The organism is Aeromonas taiwanensis (genome assembly GCF_000820165.1).
Lineage (GTDB): Bacteria > Pseudomonadota > Gammaproteobacteria > Enterobacterales > Aeromonadaceae > Aeromonas > Aeromonas taiwanensis.
On record NZ_CDDD01000069.1, the window covers coordinates 1 to 22,955 of the forward strand.

A 22,955-nucleotide genomic window follows, 5' to 3' on the forward strand; every position below is an offset into this window, starting at 1 on the left:
CTGACACCTCCCCTGCAGCCCTCCCACTTATCACGGCAAAGCCCGCGAAAAATCCCTGCTGCTGCGCCACCCCTGGTTCTTCTCCAAGGGCATCGAGCGGGTTCAGAGCAATCCCATCGACGGCGACACCGTCGAGATCTACACCAACGATGGCAAGTGGCTCGCCCGGGGCGTCTGGTCCGGCAGCTCCCAGACCCGCGCCCGGATCTGGGAGCTGCCGGACCGGGCGCCACGGGCGAGCCACTTGCCATCGTTGGTGTAGATCTCGACGGTGTCGCCGTCGATGGGATTGCCCTGAACCCGCTCGATGCCCTTGGAGAAGATCCAGGGGTGGCGACGCAGCAGGGATTTTTCGCGGCCTTTGACGAGATAGATGGAAGCGCTCATGGGTAGTTGCCAGATGGTCAAAAGAAAAGGGTCCACATTTTATGTGGAGCAGCATATCTAAGCCAGTTTTTTGCGGTGTTATCTGGAGAAGATGCAGCCATCACCATCTGGCGAAACAAATAGACAAGGGACTTGGATCGTATTCCTGTTCAATGAAACGTCGCGAAACCCAGGGGGCTAACAGAAAGCTCATGGAGAGAAAGTGATCTCCTCAGCAGTTGAGCTAGAGGCGTTGGTTATCGTTAGATATTCCCCCTAAAGAGTCATTTGGCGATGCCGATAGATTGGTTAGGCCACATTGAATCCTTTGGTGTTGATTGAGTATTTTATGACCCTGTCCATTCGTTCCAATGTTTCTGCTATTGCGGCATTACGCCACCTTGATAGATCAGCCACGACCCTAGACTCTGTATTCAAAAGACTCTCTTCAGGTTTACGCATCAACAGTGCTGCGGATGACGCAGCCGGTCTGCAGATAAGCAGCCGTCTGACCAGTGAAATCAACGGTACCAATGGTGCCATTCGCAATGCCAATGATGCCATGTCCGTCATCAATGTGGCTGATGGAGCGCTTGATGAATCAGTGGGATTGATGCAGCGAATGAGAACCCTTGCTTTGCAAGCGGGCAGTGGTGTCAATACGGATGAAGATAGAAAGGCGCTTAATGTTGAGTTTCAACAGTTGCGGCTGGAAATGGACCGTATAGCCACCGGTACCCGGTTCGCCGGACAAGAGCTCTTGGCGGGCACATTTAAGGGGGCATTTTCTATCGGCGCTTACGCAGGGCAAAATATCGTTATTACCGACTTGAATGCACAGACTGAAAATCTCGGAGAAATGGGATGGCTGGCTCGTAGCCCTGCAGGCAGTAGGCCAGGTGCTTATAGTATTGATAGTCTAAAACTTGCGTCACAACCCATTACGCTCAATGGCGTGAGCTTTGACAAGGATTATGGAACTCTGGAAGAGTTTGTTGCCGATATCAATGCTACCCAGTTTCCCAATAACCAAGGGCCAGTAGAGGCCAGGCAGAGGCCTTTCTCTGTAGCCTCATCCGTTGATTTATCTATGTTGCCTGCCTATATCGATATCGGAGGTCAGACAGTAGACCTTATGAACGGTATTAACATGACAGGTTGGGATCCCATTAATCCGACAACTAAAAATAGCAGTTTGATGTCAACTGTTGTTAGCAAGATCAATTTGGTAGCATCTTCTCTAGGGTTAGGTTTTTATGTCAGTGGTTCATTTAACAATAACCCTGCTAATAATCAAATCACTATCAACAGTCTTCAGGGCAATAGCGTCACCCTGGGTAACGGCTCCAATCATCCACCACAACCTCCTCTCCCTCCTCCTCCTCCCCCGCCAGACTTACCACCTCCGCCACCTCCGCCGATAGTGGCTAATCCGTCACTCAGTGCTCTATTGACCGACATCAGTGAGACGACATATATAGGGCAACTTGAGCTATCGTCATCGGGTGATCAATATTCAAATATTGATATGACAGGGGGCACTCTCAGCGCACTGGGCTTGTTCCCACAAGATAAAATGAAGTACACCGTCGATAACATCGATGTACTAAATGGCAATAATGCAAGCCAAGCGGTGAAGACACTTGATACAGCGATGAGGCAGCTAGGGGTACAACGTTCCCGAATCGGTGCGCAGGCCAACGCCCTTGATGCGACTGTGCGTAATCTGAGTAGCAGCCATGAAAATCTGAGTGCTGCCCGTTCGCGGATCCGTGATGCCGATTTTGCCAGTGAGTCTGCTCGCCTAGTGCGAACCCAGATTTTGCAGAAAGCCAGCTCAGCTATCCTGAGTCAGGCCAACAGTCGCCCCAATATAGCGCTCAACTTGCTGCAAGTCTGAGTCGTATTAGGGGGCGTGAATGATCGAGAGAATTGATCTTGCGTGACTGAATATTGAAACTGATAAAGGAAAAGGGCCGTCATGATGATGGCCCTTTTCTATGAGGTGATGTCAGATCCTGAGGCCGGTCAACGCCTGACCAAGCTCGCTGGCCGTGCCCTTGAGGCCCATGGTGCCGGCCACCGCAGCGCTGGCTGACTCTTCCACCCGGCACGCCTCTTGCCGCACCTTGTCCAGACTGCGGGTGATCTCCTCGGCCACCGAGCTCTGCTCCTCGCTGGAGGTGGCTATCTGGGTGCTCATCTCCAGCACCGCATCGCTGTGGCTGCTGAGTTTGTCGATGTCGAGACCGACCTCGGTGATGAGCTGCTGGCTGCTGGCGGCGCGGCCAACCGTCTTCTCCATGATGTCGTTCAGCGCCCCAGTGCCGGCCTGCAGCTCTTCGATCATCTGCTGGATCTCCACCGTGGCCTGTTGGGTGCGGCTGGCGAGGGTGCGTACCTCGTCCGCCACTACGGCAAAGCCGCGGCCTTGCTCGCCGGCCCGGGCCGCCTCGATGGCGGCGTTGAGGGCCAGCAGGTTGGTCTGCTGGGAGATGGCGTTGATGACGCTGATCACCTCGTTGATGCGGTTGGCGTTGTGGGTCAGCCGCTCGACGGCGCCGGAGGCGTTGCCTATCTCGTCTGCCAGGGTGGCGATGGCATTGATGGTGCGGGCGACCCGCTGTGCGCCGTGGGCGGCTTCCTCGCTTGACTGGCGGGTTTGAAGCAGGGGGTCGTTGGCATTGCGGGCCACTTCCCGGATGGCCGCAGACATCTGCTCCATGGCGGTGGCCAGGGAGTCCATGTGCTGGCGCTGGGCGCGGGCCTGGGTCTCGCCGTCACTGGCGTGTTCGCGAAACTCGTCCGCCGCCAGGGTGAGTGCCTCGGCTGACTCTTCTACCAGCTGCACTATCTTGTGCTGGCGATCGGTGAACTTGTCGATGCTGCCTGCCAGGATGGAGAACTCGTCCCGCACCGGGAAGAAGTTGAGGCGGAAGGTGAGATCGCCCCCGGCTACTGTCTGCAGTGCCTTGTTGGTGGAGTAGAGGGCCCCGGAGACGAAGGTCATCAGATAGTGCGTAATGAGGGCCAGCAGGGCCGCCAGCACGGCGATGATGGTGAGGGTCGTGCCCTGGCCATCCCAGAGGGAATAGCGGCCGGTGTCCAGGGATCCGGTCAGGAAGCCCGCCTGGCCTGCGCTGGCGCTATAGTGATAGACCTCTCCCTGCTGGTTCAGGCCGGTCGTGGCGGCCGGTGTCAGGACGAGATCCGCCGGCAGGGTGAGGGTCGGCTGCTGGCTGACCAGCTGGGCTGTGGTGTCGACCCGCTGCTGGAGCTGATCCAGCCTGATCCGCATCTCTTGGTCATGACCGTCGGCCAGCAGATACCAGGTGAGGAAGGCGATGAACAACAGGGGAAACCAGAAGGTAATGAGAAATTTCTCGTTAATCGTGAGGTGAATGAGATAACGGTCAACCCACCGGAATTTAACTTCTTTCATAATGGTATTGCGTCCTGCAAGGGGAGGAAATGTCGCGTTAATTATCGCCCCGGAGAGAAATTACTTAAGCGAAAGGTGTGATAAATGGGAGAGCAATCGTTTGTCGTGCGGGTGTGGGGCCAGGTGCAAGGGGTGGGGTTTCGTTACTTCACCCGGGAGCGGGCGCTGCAACTGGGGTTGCGAGGCCACGCCTACAACCTGGAGGATGGGTCGGTTGAGATCCTCATTGCCGGCCCGGAGCAAAAAGTACAGATGATGCTGGGCTGGCTGGAGCATGGGCCCCGAACCGCCACCGTGACCCGGATGGAGTGCGCCCAGGCGTTGCCGCCCACGGGATCGGGTTTTCATACCAACTGATCGGGAGCGGAGGATGACGACAGGGGGGATGGAGCAGGCCTGCCGCCTTATCGGTGAATACGGGGCGGCCACCCTGGCTGTGCGCCAGCGGGCCGGCACGGACGAGGTGCACGCCTACCGGATTGCGGCGCGCCGCCTGCTTGCCCTGCTCGCCCTGTGGCGGCCCCTCGTCCATGCCCCCGGTCTGGAGCGGCGACTCGAGTGCGCGGTGGGCCGGCTCTCCACCCTGCGCGATGCCCAGGTCTATGCGGCACACTTTGGTGCGTCCTCCCGCCATGGCGATGCCCCCCGGGTGCCCATGCTGACGGTGCGCCTGACCCGCTGGCTGGAGAGGCTCCGGCAGGTGCCCGCCGACTTCAACCCCTTGCCATTGTTCCAGCTGCATCTGGCGCTGGATCTCGCCGATTGCCTGGCGGAGCCCGCACCGGTTTCAGCGGGGCGCAGGCAGCGGCTGCGTCATTGGCACAGGCTGCGACTGGTGTTGAAGCAGACCCGCTACGGGGTGGAGTTGCTGCTCGGCCAGGGGGCGGGGGAGTCGGCCTGGCTTGCCATGCTGGTGGAGTGGCAGGACAGGCTGGGTCAGCTGCAGGATTCGCGGCAATGGCTCAGGCGTCTCGATAGGGAGCCAGGGCACGGCAGGCAGAAGCGGGCCCTGAAAGAGGGCATCCTTTGCCAGTTGCGCCAGCTCGATTGTCGTCAGGCAGAGCTTGTCGGCCTCAGGCTGGCGTTGCAGCGTTAGCGTCTGGGGAACAATCAGGCAAAAAAAGAGAGGCCATTGGCCTCTCTTCTCATGTCATGTTGCGTACAGCTTATTTGACACGCATGCCGGGCTGGGCGCCTTCCTGGGGCTCCAGGATCCAGAGATCCTTGCCGCCCGGGCCGGCGGCCAGCACCATGCCCTCGGACATGCCGAAGCGCATCTTGCGCGGGGCCAGGTTGGCCACCATCACGGTCAGCTTGCCTTCCAGATCTTCCGGGTTGTAGGCAGACTTGATGCCGGCGAACACCTGACGGGTCTCGCCGCCGATGTCGAGTTGCAGTTTCAGCAGCTTCTCCGCTTCCGGCACCGCTTCGGCCTTCTTGATCAGCGCCACGCGCAGGTCAATCTTGGCGAAGTCGTCGTAGGCGATGGTCTCGCTGATGGGGTCGTCGACCAGGGGGCCGGCCGGCTTCTGGCTCTGCTCCTTGGCGAGATCTTCCTTGGAGGCTTCGATCATGGCTTCAATCTTGGCCGGCTCGATGCGGGAGAAGAGGGCCTTGAAGGGCGCAACGGTGTGGTCGACCAGGGGGGCAACGATGCCGTCCCAGGTCAGGGTCTCGCCCAGGAAGGCCTCGGCGCGCTCGGCGAGCTCGGGCATGACGGGCTTCAAGTAAGCCATCAGCACGCGGAACAGGTTGATGCCGACGGAGCAGACCGCTTGCAGCTCGGCGTCCGCGCCCTCCTGCTTGGCGATGACCCAGGGGGCCTTGTCGTCCACGTAGCGGTTGGCCTTGTCGGCCAGTGCCATGATCTCACGGATGGCACGGCTGAACTCGCGGCTCTCGTAGGCTTCCGCGATGACGGCGCTGGCGCTCGCGAACTCGGCGTAGAGCTCTGGCTCGGCGCAAGTGGCGGACAGCTTGCCGTCAAAGCGCTTGGCGATAAAGCCGGCGTTGCGGGAGGCGAGGTTCACCAGCTTGTTGACGACGTCGGCGTTGACGCGGGAGACGAAGTCTTCCAGGTTGAGATCCAGGTCGTCGATGCGGCTGTTGAGCTTGGCGGCGTAGTAGTAACGCAGGCACTCCGGGTCCAGGTGGTTCAGGTAGGTGGAGGCCTTGATGAAGGTACCCTTGGACTTGGACATCTTGGCGCCGTTGACTGTCACGTAGCCGTGCACGTTGACCTTGGTCGGTTTGCGGAAGTTAGCGCCTTCGAGCATGGCCGGCCAGAACAGGCAGTGGAAGTAGGCGATGTCCTTGCCGATGAAGTGGTAGAGCTCGGCGTCGGAGTCTGCCTTCCAGTAGCTGTCGAAGTCGATGTCGCCACGCTTGTTGCACAGGTTCTTGAAGGAGGCCATGTAACCGATGGGGGCATCCAGCCAGACATAGAAGTACTTGCCCGGGGCACCGGGAATTTCGAAGCCGAAGTAGGGGGCATCGCGGGTGATGTCCCACTGCTGCAGGCCGCTTTCGAACCACTCCTGCATCTTGTTGGCCATCTCTTCCTGGATGGCACCGGAGCCGCGCACCCACCCAGCCAGCCAGGCTTCGAATTGCGGCAGGTCGAAGAAGTAGTGCTCGGAGTCCTTCATTACCGGGGTCGCGCCGGAGACGGCGGATTTCGGTTCGATGAGCTCGGTCGGGCTGTAGGTGGCGCCGCAGCTGTCGCAGTTGTCGCCGTATTGCTCGGGGGACTTGCACTTGGGGCAGGTGCCCTTGACGAAGCGATCCGGCAGGAACATGGATTTTTCCGGATCGAACAGCTGGGAGATGGTGCGGATCTTGATCTTGCCGGACTCTTTCAGACGACCGTAGATAAGCCCGGCCAGCTCGCGGTTTTCGTCACTGTGGGTCGAGTGATAGTTGTCGAAGCTGATGTTGAAACCGGCGAAGTCACTCTGGTGCTCCTGGGAGACGGCGGCAATCATCTCTTCCGGCGTGATCCCCATCTGCTGGGCCTTGAGCATGATGGGGGTGCCATGGGCATCGTCGGCACAGACGAAGTGCACCTGATGGCCGCGCATTCGCTGATAACGAACCCAGATATCGGCCTGGATGTGTTCCAGCATGTGACCGAGGTGGATGGAGCCGTTGGCATAGGGGAGGGCGCAGGTTACCAGCATTCTACGAGGATCAGTTGCCATAATACGTTCTTTATGTGCCTGTTGGGATGATACAGTGCCGTGCATGTTACCCGAATTGGGGGCGCCCTGCCTAGGGTTGTGGCCCGCCCGGCCATGGCCTGTGGCGCCACGCAGGCATCGGCAAGCCACTGATTTGTGTGCGGTAACCGTCCACCTCAGGATAACGACAACATAATGGGGAGTTAATGGTGATTGATTCAGTAAAAAATATCCTGGCCGAATTTAAGCCGGCCGGATGGGGCAAGGATCTGGTCGCAGCCGGTTTTGTGCGAACCGTGGAGCATCAGGGGCAGACCCTGACCATCAAGCTGGTGCTGCCCTTTGCCGGTCAATCCCTGTTTGAACAGATAAAAGAAGCCTTCGATGCGCGGCTGCGCAGTGCCACCGGGGCGACCCGCATCGACTGGACGGGGGATATAGAGGTGGCCAGCATGCCGCGTGCGCAGCAGCTGGCGGCGGTACAGGGGATTCGCAACATCCTGGTGGTCGCCTCCGGCAAGGGTGGGGTGGGCAAATCCACCACGGCGGTCAACCTGGCGCTGGCGCTGCAAAAAGAGGGGGCCAGGGTGGCCATCCTCGATGCGGACATCTATGGCCCCTCCATCCCGACCATGACGGGGACCCTCAAGGAGCGCCCCGTGAGCTTCGATGGCAAGATGATGGAGCCTGTCATGGCGTGTGGCATCAAGAGCAACAGCATCGGCTATCTGGTGGCCGAGCAGGATGCCACCATCTGGCGCGGTCCCATGGCGAGCAAGGCGCTGGGACAGATCCTGCACGAGACCCGGTGGGGCGAGGTGGACTATCTGGTGGTGGACATGCCGCCGGGCACCGGCGACATCCAGCTCACCCTGGCCCAGCAGGTGCCGACCACGGCCGCGGTGATCGTCACCACTCCGCAGGACGTGGCCCTGGCCGATGCCCGCAAGGGGATCGCCATGTTCAACAAGGTTAATGTGCCCGTGCTCGGCATCGTCGAGAACATGAGCTATCACGTCTGCAGCGCTTGCGGCCACCACGAGCCCCTGTTCGGAACCGGCGGCGGCCAGAAGATGGCGGAGCAGTATCAGGTGGCGCTGCTCGGTCAGCTGCCGCTGCACATCGACATTCGCCAGCACATGGATGACGGCTGTCCCACCGTGTTCGGGAAGCCGGACGGCGAACTGGCACAGACCTACCTGAAGTTGGCGCGTCGGGTGGGCGCCGAGCTCTATTTCAGCGGTAAACCGATTGCGACCCCGCTCTACACGATGGCGCTGGACGAATAATCGGCTGTCGACCGCGCGAGGCGGATTTGGGGTGGGCATGGCCCACCCTTTTTCATATAATGGATCGGTTTAAACAATCCCCAGTGCTCTTCTCTTTAGGTATTTTCAATGTCTGATACTCAACATTCCTGTGTGATCATCGGTATTGCTGGTGCATCCGCTTCCGGCAAGAGTCTTATCGCTCAAACCATCTATGAAGAGCTGGTGGCCGAATTGGGGGCTGGGGAAATCGGTGTCATCTCCGAGGATTGCTATTACAAGGATCAATCCCACCTGACCATGGAAGAGCGGGTCAAGACCAACTATGACCATCCCAGCTCCATGGATCACAGCCTGCTGGTAGAGCACCTGGGTTCTCTGCTCAAGGGGGAGGGGGTCGAGATCCCGCAATACTCCTACTCCGAACACACCCGGATGAATGAAGTGACCCGCTTTGCGCCACGCAAGGTGATCATTCTGGAAGGGATCCTGCTGCTGACCGACAACCGGCTTCGGGATCTGATGGACGCCTCCATCTTCATGGATACCCCGCTGGACATCTGCCTGCTGCGCCGCCTGGTGCGCGACGTGCAGGAGCGTGGCCGTACCATGGACTCCGTGCTCAAGCAGTACCAGAAGACGGTGCGCCCCATGTTCATGCAATTTATCGACCCGTCCAAGCAATATGCGGACGTGATCGTGCCCCGCGGTGGCAAGAACCGCATCGCCATCGACATGCTCAAGGCGCGTATCCGCCACATGCTGATTGGTTGAGTGAAAACAAGCCGGGTGATGCCCGGCTTTTTCAAATGAATCATTTCTCAGGAGTGTCGCACAATGCGTCTTTGTGATACCGATATCGAACGGCATCTGGATGAAGGCAAGATCGTCATCGAGCCTCGGCCCGGTGTTGAGCGGATCAGTGGCGTCAGCGTCGACGTGCTGCTCGGCAACGAGTTTCGGGTGTTTCGCGATCATACCGCACCTTATATCGACCTCGGGGGCACCAGTGCCGAGATGGCCGATGCCATCGAGCGGGTGATGAGCGAGGAGATCCACATTCCCGACGGCGAAGCCTTCTATCTGCACCCGGGCCAGCTGGCACTGGCGGTAACCTATGAATCCGTGACCCTGCCCGCCGATATTGTCGGCTGGCTGGATGGTCGCTCCTCCCTGGCGCGCCTCGGCCTCATGGTGCACGTGACCGCACACCGCATCGATCCGGGCTGGTCCGGCCGTATCGTGCTGGAGTTCTACAACGGCGGCAAGCTGCCCCTGGCCCTGCGTCCCAAGATGAAGATCGGTGCGCTGAACTTCGAGATGCTCTCGGGCACCGCGGCCCGCCCGTACAACAAGCGTGAGAACGCCAAGTACAAGAGCCAGCAAGGTGCCGTGGCGAGCCGGATCAACCAGGACTGAGCCGCCACATATCGTCTTGCCTGTATAAAGAGGGTGCAATTGCACCCTCTTTGCATGTCTGACAAGCGAGGCGTTGATGGCAACAGGATGAAATAAAGGGGGGCCGTCGACTTGCTATTTTTGATGAATTAGCCTCTTATGAGGCTTAAATTGAGGGTGGTGAGGGGCTTTAATTAATCTTCGACAAGCCTCACTCCGAGAGGGGCTAAGACATTTTCTGTCGGAATGCCCTTTTTTTTTCTTACTGAAATATTTCAACAACGGGTATGGCGCATCGAGCCTTCTGGCATAATCCGCCGCAACTCATAAACAGGTTCGTTTTTATGTTTGAAATGTTTAGTGGTTTGGGTTTTTGGTGGTCAATCGGTTTGGTATTGGCCGTTTTTTTTGTGCTGGCCTATGAGTTCATCAATGGCTTCCACGATACCGCCAACGCGGTAGCAACGGTTATCTATACCAAGGCGATGCCTGCCCATATGGCGGTGGTGGCCTCCGGCCTGTTCAACTTTGCCGGGGTCATGCTCGGAGGGTTGGGGGTGGCCTATGCCATCGTCCATTTGTTGCCCATCGATCTGCTGCTGGGGATGGACTCCACCCAGGGCCTGATCATGGTCTTCTCCCTGCTGTTTTCAGCCATTGTCTGGAATCTGGGGACCTGGTATTTCGGCATCCCGGCGTCCAGCTCTCACACCCTGATCGGCTCCATCCTGGGGGTAGGCGGTGCCTATGCCCTGATCAGCGATCAGCCCCTGAAAGAGGGCATCAACGTCGGTAAAGCCATCGACATCATGCTTTCCCTCATTATTTCTCCCACCGTGGGCTTCATCATTGCCGCTCTGCTGCTGTTCGCCATGAAGCGGATCTGGCTCGGCAGCAAGATCCACAAGACCCCGGAAGAGCGCCTGCTGGTGGATGGCAAGAAGCACCCGCCATTCTGGGCCCGTCTGACGCTGGTGGCCTCCGCCATGGGGGTGAGCTTCGTGCACGGCTCCAACGACGGTCAGAAGGGGATCGGTCTGGTGATGCTGGTGCTGATCTGCATGGCGCCCGCCTATTTTGCCCTGGACATGAACAGCCGCTCCTATGATCTGGACCGCACTCAGGATGCCAGTCAGCGCATCATGGAGATCTACCAGCGCAATCAAGAGCAGGTCTCCCATCTGGTGAACTTCAGCGTACCGGCCAAGGCCCAGGAAGAGCTGATGACCCACTGTGAGGCCGGTGAGGCCCTGCAAGCCATGGCTACCCTCGACAGTCGTCTTGGCCAGGTGCGTACCTATGAGGAGATGAGCCTGGTGGATCGCCGCGAAGTGCGTCGTCTGCTGCTGTGTATCGACGATACCGCTCGCAAGGTCTCCAAGTTGCCGCTGCCGGCCAAGGAACTGACGGATCTTGCCAAATGGCGCAAGGATCTGACCGCCACCGCCGAATATGCACCGACCTGGGTCATCGTTTCCATCGCTCTGGCCTTGGGCTGCGGCACCATGGTGGGCTGGCGTCGCATCGTCTACACCGTAGGCGAGAAGATCGGCTCTTCCGGCATGACCTACAGCCAGGGTATTGCCGCCCAGATCACGGCGGCTGCCTCCATCGGGGTAGCCAGTCTGACCGGCATGCCTGTTTCCACCACCCACATCCTCTCTTCTGCGGTGGCGGGAACCATGGTTGCCAACAAGTCTGGCCTGCAGAGCCAGACCATCAAGACCATTCTGCTGGCCTGGGTGCTGACATTGCCGCTCACCATGCTGCTCTCTGGCGGCCTGTTCCTGGTGAGCAACAATCTGTTCGGCGGCTGATGACCGGATAAGACACACGATTTAAAGGGCCTGCGGGCCCTTTTTTCTTGTCCCGGAAAGGGTCTTGAGGATTTGGAGGATGTCAGGGGGAAGCTCGCCGGCTTCATTGCTTGGAATTTGCAGCTATCAGAGGCTATGCAGGAGAAAATGGCTGTAATGGTTGGCCTGACAGGGTTGATAGCCCCGACCGCGCACGCCATGAAGTCTCGCTTCTTCTATGCCTTCGATACAAGACAATATATGCCATCAAACTAGATTTTTAATAACCAACGTCTCCCACCTTAACACTCATGTTTTCCTCAAAACACCCTCGTAGCCAATAAGAGAAACAGCACGGCAAGCGCGGGGGAGGTGCGTTGATGAGAGGGCAGATACCCCTCGGATACGTCCTCCAGGGATGTGCCCGCTCCAGATTGCGAAGATAGGGTTCGGCATTGCACAAGAAATACATGCTTGGTCGTTCGCAGGCCACTACTCTAGCCCGGCTGAGCGGTGGCTCGACAATATCGGGTGGGCTGATGAAGCGCCAGGGCGCTGCCAACGGTTCGGGGGACAATGAAAAGGCGAGGCATCAATATGTGCGGAGAATGAACATCTGCCAGGGATACTTTGAAGACTGGCAACAAGCGTGGGATGTTTGGTTGGGTACTCACGCGATGGAGGTCTGGTTTCTCTGAGCACCAGAGAACCCTGAAGAAAGCAGGGCACCGCTAAAATGGTATTTACCAGTCAAAAAAAAAGAGCCACACATTGTGTGGCTCTTTTGTCAGGCTAGCGAGTTTGCTCAGGGGCGACCGGCCGGGCTGGTTGCCACGTTGCTGGCAGAGGTGCTGCCACCGTGACGGCCGGAGGTCGCGACCGCGCTACGCACCAGAGGAGCGTATTCAATCGGCTCGCGAGGCGTCGGCGCGGGGGCCGCAGCCGGGGTTGCCATGGGCGCGGAGGCCTTGCGAGCGCGGGCCAATACACCGGCCCCCTTGCTCACGACCTGGGTCACAGGCTCGGCGGCTTCAACGACGGCTTCGGGCTCTGCTGCTGCAGATGCCTTGGCGGCGACGTCGGCAACAACTGGCGCCACGGGAGCAACCGGCTCGGCGATCACGGCAGGGGCGGCGTCCACGTTGGTGACGTCGTCAGCCACGGATTCGGCCACGACAGCTTCACTTTGCGGGGCTTCCTCGGCCTTGGTCTCCACGTTGACAACCGCAGGCTCGGCAGCAACCACCTCGGCGGCGGCTTCCACGACCACAGGGGCAGCAACGACAGGTTCAACCTGCGCGGCAGCCTCGACGGTGGCAGACTCGGCAACCTGTGCGGCTTGTGCCTGTTCTGCAGCCTCTTCGGCAACAGCTTCAGCAACCACGTGCTCGGTCAGCGCGGCGGAAGCCTGCAGTGCGGCAGCCACGGCTTCCGCGCTCGGGATGGTGATGACAGGGACGGCAGGCTCTTCCACCTTCACCTGCGCTGCGTCGGCCTGAGCGGCGGTAGTCAGTTGTACGTCGCCCTGGGCTTCGTCATCACGCTGACCACGCGCTTCCTCGTTGATGCGCTTGCGACGTTGACCCTCGATGCGCTGATTGCGAGGAGTGCGACGGGAACGGCGCTGGCCTTCACCCTGCTCCTCTTGCTGCTCAACGGCAACGGCTTCCATCTCGGCGACATCAGCAGCCTGCTCGTCTGCGGGCAGGGCAGGGGTGTCGGCGGCGACATCGACGCGGATCTGCTTGCGCAGCTGGCGACGTTCGCGGCGTTCGGCCACTTTCTGCTCTTTTTCCTGGCGCGGCTCAGCGCTGGCAACGGCGGTCTCTACGGTATCGAGCGCTTCAACCACGACCTCGGCACGGGGCTCACGCGGGGCACGGGGCTCGCGGGCCGGACGCGGGGCGCGCGGTTCACGTTCCTGACGGGGCTCGCGGGGCTCACGCTCCATGCGCTGTTCGCTGCGCACTTCACGTTCCTGACGCGGTTCACGCTCTTGACGAGGCTCACGTTCTTTGCGCGGACGGCGATTGCGATCACCGCTCTCGCGGCTGGCAGCGCCTTCGCGCTTCTCACCGGCCTCGACACTGCGGTTGCCGCGATTGTCGTCACGACGACCACGCTGACCGCGGCTGCGAGACTCGTCGCGTTGATGGCGATGGCCTTCGTCCTTGCGCGCTTCGCGCTGGGCGGCCGGCTTCTCGGCAGGAGCCTTCACCTCGGCAGGGGCGGCATCGGTGGAAGAGCCGAACAGACCGGAGATGGCCTTGACCAGCTTGCCAAACAGACCGGTTTCGACCGGTGCCGGAGCGGCAACAGGTGCTGGCGCGGCGACGGGGGCGACAGGCTGGGGAGCCTGGGCGAAGCCTTGCAGCAGGGGCTGCTCACGTTCGATGACCTGAGCCTGGCGCGGCTGGTACACCGGCTTGGCAATCTCGGTCTTGAGCTCGTAGCTGGCCGCTTCCGGGATTTCGTTCTGGCGGATGCGGGTCACTTCGTAGTGAGGCGTTTCCAGATGCTGGTTCGGAATGATGTAGACACGCACATCATTGCGCTGTTCCAGGTTGGCGATGGAGGTGCGCTTCTCGTTGAGCAGATAGGCGGCAACATCGACCGGGACCTGGGCATGCACCTGCTCGGTGTTGTCCTTCATGGCCTCTTCTTCGATGAGGCGCAGGATAGACAGGGCGAGGGATTCGTTGTCACGGATGACCCCCTGACCCTGGCAACGGGGGCAGATATGGCTGCTGGACTCGTTGAGGGAGGGACGCAGACGCTGACGGGACATCTCCAGCAGACCGAAGCGGGAGATACGCCCCAGCTGGATGCGGGCACGGTCCTGATGCACCGCTTCACGCAGGCGGTTTTCCACCTCGCGCTGATGGCGAACCGGGGTCATGTCAATGAAGTCGATGACAATCAGACCCCCCAGGTCGCGCAGACGCAATTGACGGGCAATCTCGTCGGCCGCTTCCAGGTTGGTCTGCAGCGCGGTCTCTTCGATATCGCCGCCCTTGGTGGCGCGGGAGGAGTTGATGTCGATGGAGGTCAGCGCCTCGGTCGGATCGATGACGATGCTGCCGCCGGAGGGCAGACGCACTTCACGCTGGAAGGCCGACTCGATCTGGCTCTCGATCTGGAAGTGGTTGAACAGGGCGACGTCACCCTTGTACAGCTTCACGCGATTGAGGAAATCGGGACGAACCAGCTCGATATGTGACTTGGCACGTTCGAAGATGACCGGATTGTCGATCAGGATCTCGCCCACATCGCGGCGCAGGTAGTCACGAATGGCTCGCACGATCACGTTGCTCTCCTGATGGATGAGCACCGGCGCGGAGCGATTCTGTGACGCCTTGTGGATGGAGTCCCAGTGGTTCAGCAGAACGTTCAGATCCCATTCCAGCTCTTCCGGGGACTTGCCGACACCGGCGGTACGCACGATGAGGCCCATGCCGTCCGGCACGGTCAGACCACTCAGGGCTTCTTTCAGTTCAGTCCGCTCGTCACCCTCGATGCGACGGGAAATGCCGCCGGCACGGGGGTTGTTCGGCATCAGCACCAGGTAGCTGCCGGCCAGACTGATGAAGGTGGTGAGGGCCGCACCCTTGGTGCCACGCTCTTCCTTGTCGATCTGGACGATGACTTCCTGGCCTTCGCGGACCACTTCTTTGATGTTGGGACGACCCTGATAGGAGTAACCGGAGGGGAAGTAATTGCGGGCGATTTCCTTCAACGGCAGGAAACCGTGGCGCTCGGCGCCATAGTCGACAAAAGCAGCTTCGAGACTGGGTTCTACACGGGTGATTTTACCCTTGTAAATGTTCGCTTTTTTCTGCTCATGCCCCGGACTTTCAATATCCAAATCGTAGAGCTGTTGTCCGTCAACCAGCGCTACGCGCAACTCCTCTTCCTGAGTCGCGTTGATTAGCATTCTTTTCATTGAGTTCTCATTATTTTGTCATTTTGATTCCTCCACAGGGTCCTGCCGGCGCCGGCCTCGGGTCTTCAGCATGCTGGGGCAACCTCCCGGTTGGGGCATGCATGAGGCGCAAACTAAGGGCACTCTGGTTCAGCCATCTCGAGAGGGCGTGAATTAAGGATACCGGTGTGGAGACAATTTACGTCGGTTCTGTTTGCGTTCTCCATGCGTTGTACCTCGCACCCGGGAACCGTCATGTTCTTGTATACACGGTGTTTCGGGATTGGGTGGCATACATTTTGGCCACTTAGTACAAGGCTTGAACACAATGACAAAACCTTGTTTATTATCCCATTTAAACCACTTTTATAGCAAGACGCCATTTTTTAACAAAGCATGCAGCCAAGGGCTGTCGGCGGTGTTAAAATCCGCGCCATGACACAGATACATCAACAAGTGCAGCTGCTCACCATCGAAGCTGAGCATGACGGGCAGCGCATCGACAATTTTCTCAAGACTCAGTTAAAGGGCGTCCCCAAGAGCCTGATCTATCGCATCCTTCGCAAAGGCGAGGTGCGCGTCAACAAGAAACGCATCAAACCGGAGTACAAACTCTGCACGGGCGACGAGGTACGGGTGCCCCCCGTGCGCGTGGCCGAGAAGAACGAGCTGCCCTCCGCCAATCTTGGCAGCATCCAGCGTCTGGAGAGCCAGATCCTGTTTGAAGACGACGCCATGATAGTGCTCAACAAGCCATCCGGCATGGCGGTGCACGGCGGCAGCGGCCTCTCCTTTGGCGTCATCGAGGGGTTGCGTGCCCTGCGCCCGGAAGCCCGGTTCCTCGAGCTGGTACACCGGCTGGATCGCGATACCTCCGGCGTACTGCTGGTTGCCAAGAAGCGCAGCGCTCTGCGCAGCCTGCACGAGCAGCTGCGGGTCAAGACCATGCGCAAGCAGTATCTGGCGCTGGTACGCGGCCAGTGGCAGCCCCACGTCAAGGTCATCAATGCGCCACTGCGCAAGAATGATCTGCAGTCCGGTGAGCGGGTGGTGCGAGTCAGCAGCGACGGCAAGCCATCCGAGACCCGTTTCCGGATTGCCCGCCAGTTCGCCGAAGCCACCCTGGTAGAGTGCAGTCCGATCACCGGGCGTACGCACCAGATCCGGGTTCATACCCAGCACGCCGGCCATCCCATCGCCTGCGATGACAAGTACGGGGAGGCGGCGTTCGATGAGAAGATGCGCGCCCAGGGCTTGAAACGGCTGTTCCTGCATGCCTGGAAGCTCAGCTTCACCCATCCCGCCGACGACCGGGAGATGCAGGTGGAGGCGCCGCTGTCACCGGAACTCGAGGCGTTCCTCGGCAAGCTGCCACGCTGAAACTAGAACGGGAGCCAAGGCTCCCGTTTTCCATTGCCATCGCCCCCTCGTCTCAGGGCAGATGCAGGCCATGGCGCCCTAGCAGGTCGATCAGGGCAATAAGAGGGAGGCCGATCAACGCATTGGGATCCCGCCCCTCCAAGGCCTCGAACAGTACTATTCCCATCCCCTCGCACTTGAAACTGCCGGCGCAGTCGAGGGGCAGTTCAGCCTCCACATAGCGGCGGATGGCGGCCTCGTCCAGAGAGCGAAAATGCACGGCGAAAGGTTCCACCATCTGTTCGGCATGGCCGCTTGCGGCATCGATCACGCACAGACCGGTGAGGAAGGTGACATGCTTGCCTTGCGCCCTCATCAACTGAGCCACCGCATTCTCCACCGTACCCGGCTTGCCAAGAATCTGCCCGTCACAGACACACACCTGATCCGACCCGATGATCAGCCCGTGATCATGACGCTCGGCAATGGCCATCGCCTTGGCCTGTGCCAGCCGGCTAACCAGGGCTTCTGCCGATTCTCCGGGAATGGGGGCTTCATCCACCTCTGGAGAGGCGCACTGGAATGGCAGGCCGAGTTTTTCCAGCAGCGCCTTGCGATAGCGTGACGTGGAGGCGAGGATCAGGGGCATTTGCATCTTCTAGGGATATCCATTTATAAATCAATTGCTTGATTCTATCTTCGGGCAACGGTCGGCGCAAATATCCCCCGGCATGGGCCCATGAGCGGTGGTGACAGCCTCTGAGCTGGAAGCCTGCACGCCGGCGGTCAAGAATGACACAGGGACGACATGACGAGGGCGAGGAGAGATGACGAGATACGCGGTGCTGATCCTGATGCTGTTCCCCTTCACCGCCTGGGGCGCGGGATGGCAATACCGTCAGGGGGAAGGGGGGATCCTGCTCTGGACACAGCCACGCCCTCCAGCCGCTTTTCTGGCGCTGCGTCTGGAGATGATCGTCAGAGCCGAGCCGGCCGCGCTGCTGGCCGTGCTGCGCAACACAGCGCGCCACCGGGAGTGGTTGCCCCAGAGTCGTGAGGTACGGCTATTGGCAAAGTCAGGCCCCGATGACGATCTGGTTTACACCCGGCTTCATGCCCCCTGGCCGGTGCAGGACAGAGAACTGATCACCCGCTCTCATCTGATCAGGAGTGCCGACTGCGGATTGACGCTCGAGGTCTGGGCAGAGCCGGATGCCTTGCCGCTGCATCACGGGCTGGCCCGGATCCGGGAGAGCTCAGGTCGCTGGGAAGCCAGGCCCAGAGCGGATGGCACCACCCTGATCCGGCTCGAAACCTACACCAATCCGGGCAACAACCTGCCTGGCTGGCTGGTTAATTCCATGGCCATCAAGGCCGCCATGGAGAGTTTTCAAGCCATACGGCGCCTGATGGAAGAGCAGCCCAGGGTTGCCCCTTCGCAACGTTTACTCGGCGGTGGCCAGCGCTGTCCCGATATTTCCTGAGGGAGGAGGGGAGGGGCCATGGCCCGTCCTCGCTCTGGCGATGCAGGATCCTGTGCGGGATCCTGCGGCTTGTGGCATAATCGGCCACCGATGAACACAAGTTCCTGCCTGCAGGGGCCTGTGCAGTTAAAATCATCGGCGGTAAGGACTTTTTCCTTTGACTATCCCTTGTTGGACCTATAATATTCGCGCCCTATGCAAAAGGTGAAGTTGCCCGTTAAGGTTGATCCAGTCCGTAATGCCTTGAAGCTACTCGATTATGTCGGGATAGTGGAAAAGTCGCAGATGCCCAGGCTGGAGGAATCAACCGAAGGCTTGCGAAGTGATGTGGATGTCACCCTGCACTTTGGCAAAGATGTCCAGAAGTTGACCGTTATGAAAGGCACTGCCCATGCCAAGGTTGACCTGGTTTGCCAGCGTTGTGGAGAGACGTTCGAACACCTTTGTGAAGCTAGTTTTATCTACACTCCGCTGTTCGAAAGGACAAACGAGGAAGAACTGCCGGAAGCTTATGAGCCCATTGAGTTGGACGAAAACGGCGAGATAGATCTTCATCAAATCCTGGAGGATGAACTCATCCTCTCGTTACCTCAGGTGGCCATGCATCCAGTGGATGTCTGCCCGCGAGGTAACATGGAGATGACCTGGGGTGAAATCGAACCTGCTGATGAGCGGCCGAATCCCTTTGCAGTTCTTGAAGCGCTCAAACGTAAGTGAATTTTAGGAGTTAGCCTACCATGGCCGTACAACAGAACCGTAAAACCCGCGCCAAGCGTGGCATGCGTCGTTCCCACGATGCACTGACCACTGCAGCCCTGACTGTTGATCAGACCAGTGGCGAAATTCATCGTCGTCACCACGTGACTGCCGATGGTTTCTACCGCGGTAAAAAGGTAATCGCTTAAGGATTGCCTTTGTCTACGCAAACTGTCGCGCTAGACATAATGGGGGGTGATATCGGCCCCTCGGAAACAGTGCCTGCCGCCGTGCAGGCACTGTCTCTTCTGCCCCAGCTACATCTTGTCCTGGTCGGTGACCAACACCAGACCGCACCTCTGCTGCAGCAACATGGCTTGCTGAATCATCCTCGCGTTCGACTCGTGCATGCCTCCCAGGTTGTGGGAATGGGCGAAAAGCCGATCGTGGCACTGCGTACCCTGAAAGACTCCTCCATGCGCGTGACCCTGGACTTGGTCAAGAGCGGCGCTGCCGATGCCTGCGTCAGTGCCGGCAACACCGGGGCCCTGATGGCCATGGCCAAGTGCGTGCTCAAGTCCCTGCCCGGGGTCGACCGCCCCGCGCTCATCAAGGCGCTGCCGACCGTGAATGGCAAGCGCACCGTGATGCTGGATCTGGGGGCGAACGTGAGCTGCGATGCCGATACCCTGCTGCAATTTGCGGTGATGGGGGCCGTGGTCGCGGAAAAGGTCGAAGGTATAGCTTCCCCCCGGGTGGCGCTGCTCAACGTGGGAGAGGAGGAGATCAAGGGCAACGACCTGGTCCGCCACAGTGCCGAGCTGCTGCGCCAGTGCCGCGCCCTCAATTTTGCCGGTTTCATCGAGGGGGACAGGATCTTCAGTGGCGACTGTGACGTCATCGTCTGCGACGGTTTTGTCGGCAACGTGGCGCTCAAGACTGCCGAGGGCGTTGTGCGCATGATGGCCGAACTGGCCGGATATCCTCGCAAAAAACGCAGTATTCTTGGCCGACTCGCCGGATTTATGTTCAAACGGCGTTTTTCTTACCTGAACCCCGACCAGTATAATGGCGCGAGTCTGTTAGGATTGCGCGGCATTGTGGTAAAAAGCCATGGGCGGGCCGAACGGCGCGCTCTGTGTCATGCGATCCTGCTTGCCGCACAAGAAGCCAAACATCAACTTCCATTGCAGATAGCAGATCGCCTTGAATCTGTCTTTTCCGACAGGGATTTATAAAACTCTATGCATAGCAAAATTCTGGGTACTGGCAGTTATCTGCCGAGTTCGGTTCGTACCAACGCCGATCTTGAACAGATGGTTGAGACCAGTGACGAATGGATCGTGGAACGCACCGGGATCCGTGAACGCCGCATCGCGGGCAACGACGAAACCGTCGCCACCCTTTCTCATCAGGCGGCCTTGCGGGCGCTGGACGCCGCGGGTCTGACTGCGGCCGATCTGGACATGATAGTGCTGGCCACCACCAGTGCGGAGAATGCCTTCCCTGCCGCCGCCTGCGAACTGCAGGGGCTGCTCGAGGTGCCGGGGATCCCGGCCTTTGACGTCGCCGCCGCCTGTGCCGGCTTTACCTATGCCCTCGCCATCGCCGATCAGTTCGTCAAATCCGGTGCAGCCCGCCACGTCCTGGTGGTCGGTGCCGACGTGCTGTCCCGCATGTGCGATCCCGATGATCGCGGCACCATCATTCTGTTCGGTGACGGGGCAGGGGCCGTGGTGATCGGCGCGAGCGAGACGCCGGGTATCCTCTCCACCCATCTGCACGCAGATGGCCGTTACGGCGAGCTGCTCAAGTTGCCGCAACCCCGTCGTGGCATGCCGGGTGCCGAGCTCGAAGCCTACATGTACATGAAGGGGAACGATGTCTTCAAGGTCGCGGTGACGCGCCTGAGCGAGATCGTGACCGAGACCCTGGCCGCCGCCAACATCGATCCGAGCGAGCTGGACTGGCTGGTGCCTCATCAGGCCAACTTCCGCATCATCAACGCCACCGCCAAGAAACTCGGCATGGGGCTCGACAAGGTGATCCTGACCCTGGACCGCCACGGCAACACCTCTGCCGCCTCCGTGCCCATCGCCTTCGATGAAGGGGTGCGCGACGGTCGCATCAAACCTGGTCAGCTGGTATTGCTGGAAGCCTTCGGCGGCGGTTTTGCCTGGGGCTCTGCGCTGGTTCGCCTCTGATACCGAGCGGTGCCCGGTCCTCGGGCGCCCGCTTCCCAAATTCGTCTTACCTTAAAGGAATCAATGATGACCCGATTTGCCATTGCCTTCCCGGGACAAGGCTCCCAGAGCGTCGGCATGCTGGCCGAGCTGGCCGAGCAACACGCCGTAATTAAAGAGACCTTCGCCGAGGCTAGCCAGGTGCTGGGTTATGACCTGTTTGCCCTGGTAATGGAAGGGCCGGCCGAGGATCTGAACAAGACCTGGCGCACCCAGCCGGCGCTCTTGACCGCCTCCGTTGCCCTGTGGCGCCTGTGGCAGCAGCAGGGCGGGGCGACCCCGGCCGTCATGGCCGGTCACAGCCTGGGTGAGTATTCCGCCCTGGTGTGCAGTGGCGCGCTGGCCTTTGCCGATGCCGTCAAGCTGGTCGAGCTGCGCGGTCTGGCCATGCAGGAAGCCGTGCCGGAAGGCACCGGTGCCATGGCTGCCATCATCGGCCTGGACAATGAGAGCATCGCCGCCAACTGCGAGAAAGCTGCCCTGGGCCAGGTGGTCTCCCCGGTGAACTTCAACTCCCCGGGCCAGGTGGTCATCGCCGGCCACAAAGAGGCCGTCGAGCGCGCCAACGTGCTGATGAAGGAATCCGGCGCCAAACGCGCGCTGCCGCTGCCGGTTTCCGTGCCGTCCCACTGTGCCCTGATGAAACCGGCCGCCGAAAAACTGGCCGCCGCGCTGGATGGGATCGAGATCAAGGTTCCCGCCATCGCCGTCATCAATAATGTCGACGTATCCTGTGAGCAGGATCCGGCCGCCATCAAGCAAGCTTTGGTACGCCAGCTGTTCAGTCCGGTCCGTTGGACCGAGACGGTAGAGCGGATGGCCAACGACGGCGTCACCCTCGAGATCGAGATGGGGCCGGGCAAGGTGCTGACCGGGCTGGCCAAGCGCATCGACGCACGCGTGGAAGGCATTCACGCCAACGACGCCGCCTCATTCGAGCAGGCGCTGGCCCAGATCAAGTAAACAGGAGCAAGTCATGAGTTTTACCGATAAGGTTGTGTTGGTCACCGGTGCCAGTCGTGGCATCGGTCGTGCGATTGCCGAGACATTTGCGGCCCGTGGTGCAAAAGTCGTGGGCACGGCGACCAGCGAGAGCGGTGCCGACGCCATCAGCGCCTATCTGGGCGAGCAGGGCTGCGGCATGGCGCTGAACGTGACCAGCCAGGAATCCATCGAGGCCGTCTTCGCCGCCATCAAGGAGCGTTTCGGTGAGATCGACATCCTGATCAACAACGCCGGCATCACCCGCGACAACCTGCTGATGCGGATGAAGGATGACGAGTGGAACGAGATCATCGACACCAATCTCACCTCCCTGTACCGCCTCAGCAAGCCGGTATTGCGCGCCATGATGAAGAAGCGCAACGGCCGTATCATCAGCATCGGCTCCGTGGTCGGTACCATGGGCAACGCCGGCCAGGTCAACTATGCTGCTGCCAAGGCGGGTCTGGTTGGCTTCACCAAGTCGCTGGCCCGTGAAGTGGCATCCCGTGGCATCACGGTGAATGCGGTTGCCCCCGGTTTCATCGAAACCGACATGACCAAGGCGCTCAACGAAGAGCAGCGCGCCGGCATCATGAGTCAGGTACCTGCCGCCCGTCTGGGCGATCCGAAGGAAATTGCTGCCGCTGTGGTATTCTTGGCATCAGATGATGCCGCCTATATTACCGGCGAAACCCTGCATGTTAATGGCGGGATGTACATGGTGTAATCAATTTGTCGTGAGTTCTGTTCAAATTTGCGATAATACGCCGAAGTTTGGCACATTTCGTGGTTTGACCAGCGGCAAGTCACTTGCAAAC

Annotated in this window: 20 protein-coding genes and 1 pseudogene; 16 read left to right on the forward strand and 5 right to left on the reverse strand. The window is 59.7% G+C overall.

What is annotated here, in order from left to right:
• Window positions 1-91 precede the first annotated feature (91 nt).
• Window positions 92-262, forward strand: coding sequence for a hypothetical protein (locus tag BN1136_RS20240; protein ID WP_407921454.1), 171 nt, complete (start codon window positions 92-94; stop codon window positions 260-262).
• Here BN1136_RS20240 and BN1136_RS12340 read toward each other — a convergent pair.
• Window positions 190-387, reverse strand: a pseudogene (locus BN1136_RS12340) (23S rRNA (cytosine(1962)-C(5))-methyltransferase RlmI); the annotation flags it as partial. The gene BN1136_RS20240 and the pseudogene BN1136_RS12340 sit on opposite strands and share 73 nt — an antisense overlap.
• A gap of 328 nt (window positions 388-715) precedes the next feature.
• On the opposite strand from BN1136_RS12340, the gene BN1136_RS12345 reads away from it, so the two are divergent.
• Window positions 716-2,266 (forward strand): flagellin N-terminal helical domain-containing protein, encoded by a 1,551-nt coding sequence (locus tag BN1136_RS12345; RefSeq protein WP_043760564.1) that lies wholly within the window; start codon window positions 716-718, stop codon window positions 2,264-2,266.
• A gap of 111 nt (window positions 2,267-2,377) precedes the next feature.
• On the opposite strand, the gene BN1136_RS12350 is transcribed toward BN1136_RS12345, so the two are convergent.
• Window positions 2,378-3,808 (reverse strand): methyl-accepting chemotaxis protein, encoded by a 1,431-nt coding sequence (locus BN1136_RS12350; RefSeq protein WP_043808590.1) that lies wholly within the window; start codon window positions 3,806-3,808, stop codon window positions 2,378-2,380.
• Window positions 3,809-3,892: 84 nt separating this feature from the next.
• Between BN1136_RS12350 and BN1136_RS12355 the strand changes: the two genes are divergently transcribed.
• On the forward strand, window positions 3,893-4,165 hold the full coding sequence (locus tag BN1136_RS12355) for an acylphosphatase (protein WP_043760538.1): 273 nt from the start codon (window positions 3,893-3,895) through the stop codon (window positions 4,163-4,165).
• 13 nt (window positions 4,166-4,178) lie between these two features.
• Complete coding sequence (locus BN1136_RS12360; RefSeq protein ID WP_052365674.1) at window positions 4,179-4,904, forward strand: CHAD domain-containing protein; 726 nt, start codon at window positions 4,179-4,181, stop codon at window positions 4,902-4,904.
• A 70-nt stretch (window positions 4,905-4,974) separates the two neighbouring features.
• Here BN1136_RS12360 and metG read toward each other — a convergent pair whose 3' ends face one another.
• Entirely contained in the window at window positions 4,975-7,008 is a 2,034-nt protein-coding gene (gene metG, locus BN1136_RS12365; protein WP_043760532.1) for a methionine--tRNA ligase, read from the reverse strand.
• A gap of 185 nt (window positions 7,009-7,193) precedes the next feature.
• Here metG and apbC point away from each other — a divergent pair, with 185 nt between their 5' ends.
• From apbC to BN1136_RS12385, 4 genes are all read left to right on the forward strand, one after another.
• Entirely contained in the window at window positions 7,194-8,276 is a 1,083-nt protein-coding gene (gene apbC, locus BN1136_RS12370; protein WP_043760531.1) for an iron-sulfur cluster carrier protein ApbC, read from the forward strand.
• Between the two features lie 108 nt (window positions 8,277-8,384).
• Window positions 8,385-9,029 carry a uridine kinase gene (gene udk, locus BN1136_RS12375; RefSeq protein ID WP_043760528.1) on the forward strand — a complete coding sequence of 215 codons (645 nt, stop codon included), beginning with the start codon at window positions 8,385-8,387 and terminating at the stop codon, window positions 9,027-9,029.
• A gap of 63 nt (window positions 9,030-9,092) precedes the next feature.
• Window positions 9,093-9,674, forward strand: coding sequence for a dCTP deaminase (gene dcd / locus BN1136_RS12380; RefSeq protein WP_043760526.1), 582 nt, complete (start codon window positions 9,093-9,095; stop codon window positions 9,672-9,674).
• Between the two features lie 323 nt (window positions 9,675-9,997).
• Window positions 9,998-11,470, forward strand: a complete 1,473-nt coding sequence (locus BN1136_RS12385) for an inorganic phosphate transporter (protein ID WP_043760519.1) — start codon at window positions 9,998-10,000, stop codon at window positions 11,468-11,470.
• A gap of 784 nt (window positions 11,471-12,254) precedes the next feature.
• On the opposite strand, the gene rne is transcribed toward BN1136_RS12385, so the two are convergent.
• Complete coding sequence (gene rne / locus BN1136_RS12400; protein ID WP_043760513.1) at window positions 12,255-15,392, reverse strand: ribonuclease E; 3,138 nt, start codon at window positions 15,390-15,392, stop codon at window positions 12,255-12,257.
• 414 nt (window positions 15,393-15,806) lie between these two features.
• Here rne and rluC point away from each other — a divergent pair, with 414 nt between their 5' ends.
• The gene (gene rluC, locus BN1136_RS12405; protein WP_210548736.1) at window positions 15,807-16,751 is read left to right on the forward strand and encodes a 23S rRNA pseudouridine(955/2504/2580) synthase RluC; all 945 of its coding nucleotides are present in this window, start codon (window positions 15,807-15,809) and stop codon (window positions 16,749-16,751) included.
• Window positions 16,752-16,803: 52 nt separating this feature from the next.
• On the opposite strand, the gene BN1136_RS12410 is transcribed toward rluC, so the two are convergent.
• Window positions 16,804-17,385, reverse strand: a complete 582-nt coding sequence (locus BN1136_RS12410; protein ID WP_043760509.1) for a Maf family protein — start codon at window positions 17,383-17,385, stop codon at window positions 16,804-16,806.
• 172 nt (window positions 17,386-17,557) lie between these two features.
• On the opposite strand from BN1136_RS12410, the gene BN1136_RS12415 reads away from it, so the two are divergent.
• The 7 genes from BN1136_RS12415 to fabG all read left to right on the forward strand — a co-directional run bounded on the left by BN1136_RS12415 (window position 17,558) and on the right by fabG (window position 22,864).
• A complete protein-coding gene (locus BN1136_RS12415) occupies window positions 17,558-18,214 on the forward strand; it encodes an START domain-containing protein (RefSeq protein WP_043760506.1) in 657 nt (218 codons plus the stop codon).
• Between the two features lie 195 nt (window positions 18,215-18,409).
• A complete protein-coding gene (gene yceD / locus BN1136_RS12420) occupies window positions 18,410-18,931 on the forward strand; it encodes a 23S rRNA accumulation protein YceD (protein WP_029314532.1) in 522 nt (173 codons plus the stop codon).
• Between the two features lie 20 nt (window positions 18,932-18,951).
• Window positions 18,952-19,119 (forward strand): 50S ribosomal protein L32, encoded by a 168-nt coding sequence (gene rpmF / locus BN1136_RS19915; RefSeq protein ID WP_005300935.1) that lies wholly within the window; start codon window positions 18,952-18,954, stop codon window positions 19,117-19,119.
• Window positions 19,120-19,128: 9 nt separating this feature from the next.
• Window positions 19,129-20,148 (forward strand): phosphate acyltransferase PlsX, encoded by a 1,020-nt coding sequence (gene plsX / locus BN1136_RS12425; protein WP_043760502.1) that lies wholly within the window; start codon window positions 19,129-19,131, stop codon window positions 20,146-20,148.
• 6 nt (window positions 20,149-20,154) lie between these two features.
• Window positions 20,155-21,114, forward strand: coding sequence for a beta-ketoacyl-ACP synthase III (locus tag BN1136_RS12430; RefSeq protein WP_043760500.1), 960 nt, complete (start codon window positions 20,155-20,157; stop codon window positions 21,112-21,114).
• Between the two features lie 66 nt (window positions 21,115-21,180).
• Complete coding sequence (fabD, locus tag BN1136_RS12435; protein ID WP_043760499.1) at window positions 21,181-22,116, forward strand: ACP S-malonyltransferase; 936 nt, start codon at window positions 21,181-21,183, stop codon at window positions 22,114-22,116.
• 13 nt (window positions 22,117-22,129) lie between these two features.
• Window positions 22,130-22,864, forward strand: coding sequence for a 3-oxoacyl-ACP reductase FabG (gene fabG, locus BN1136_RS12440; protein ID WP_043760496.1), 735 nt, complete (start codon window positions 22,130-22,132; stop codon window positions 22,862-22,864).
• Window positions 22,865-22,955 lie beyond the last annotated feature (91 nt).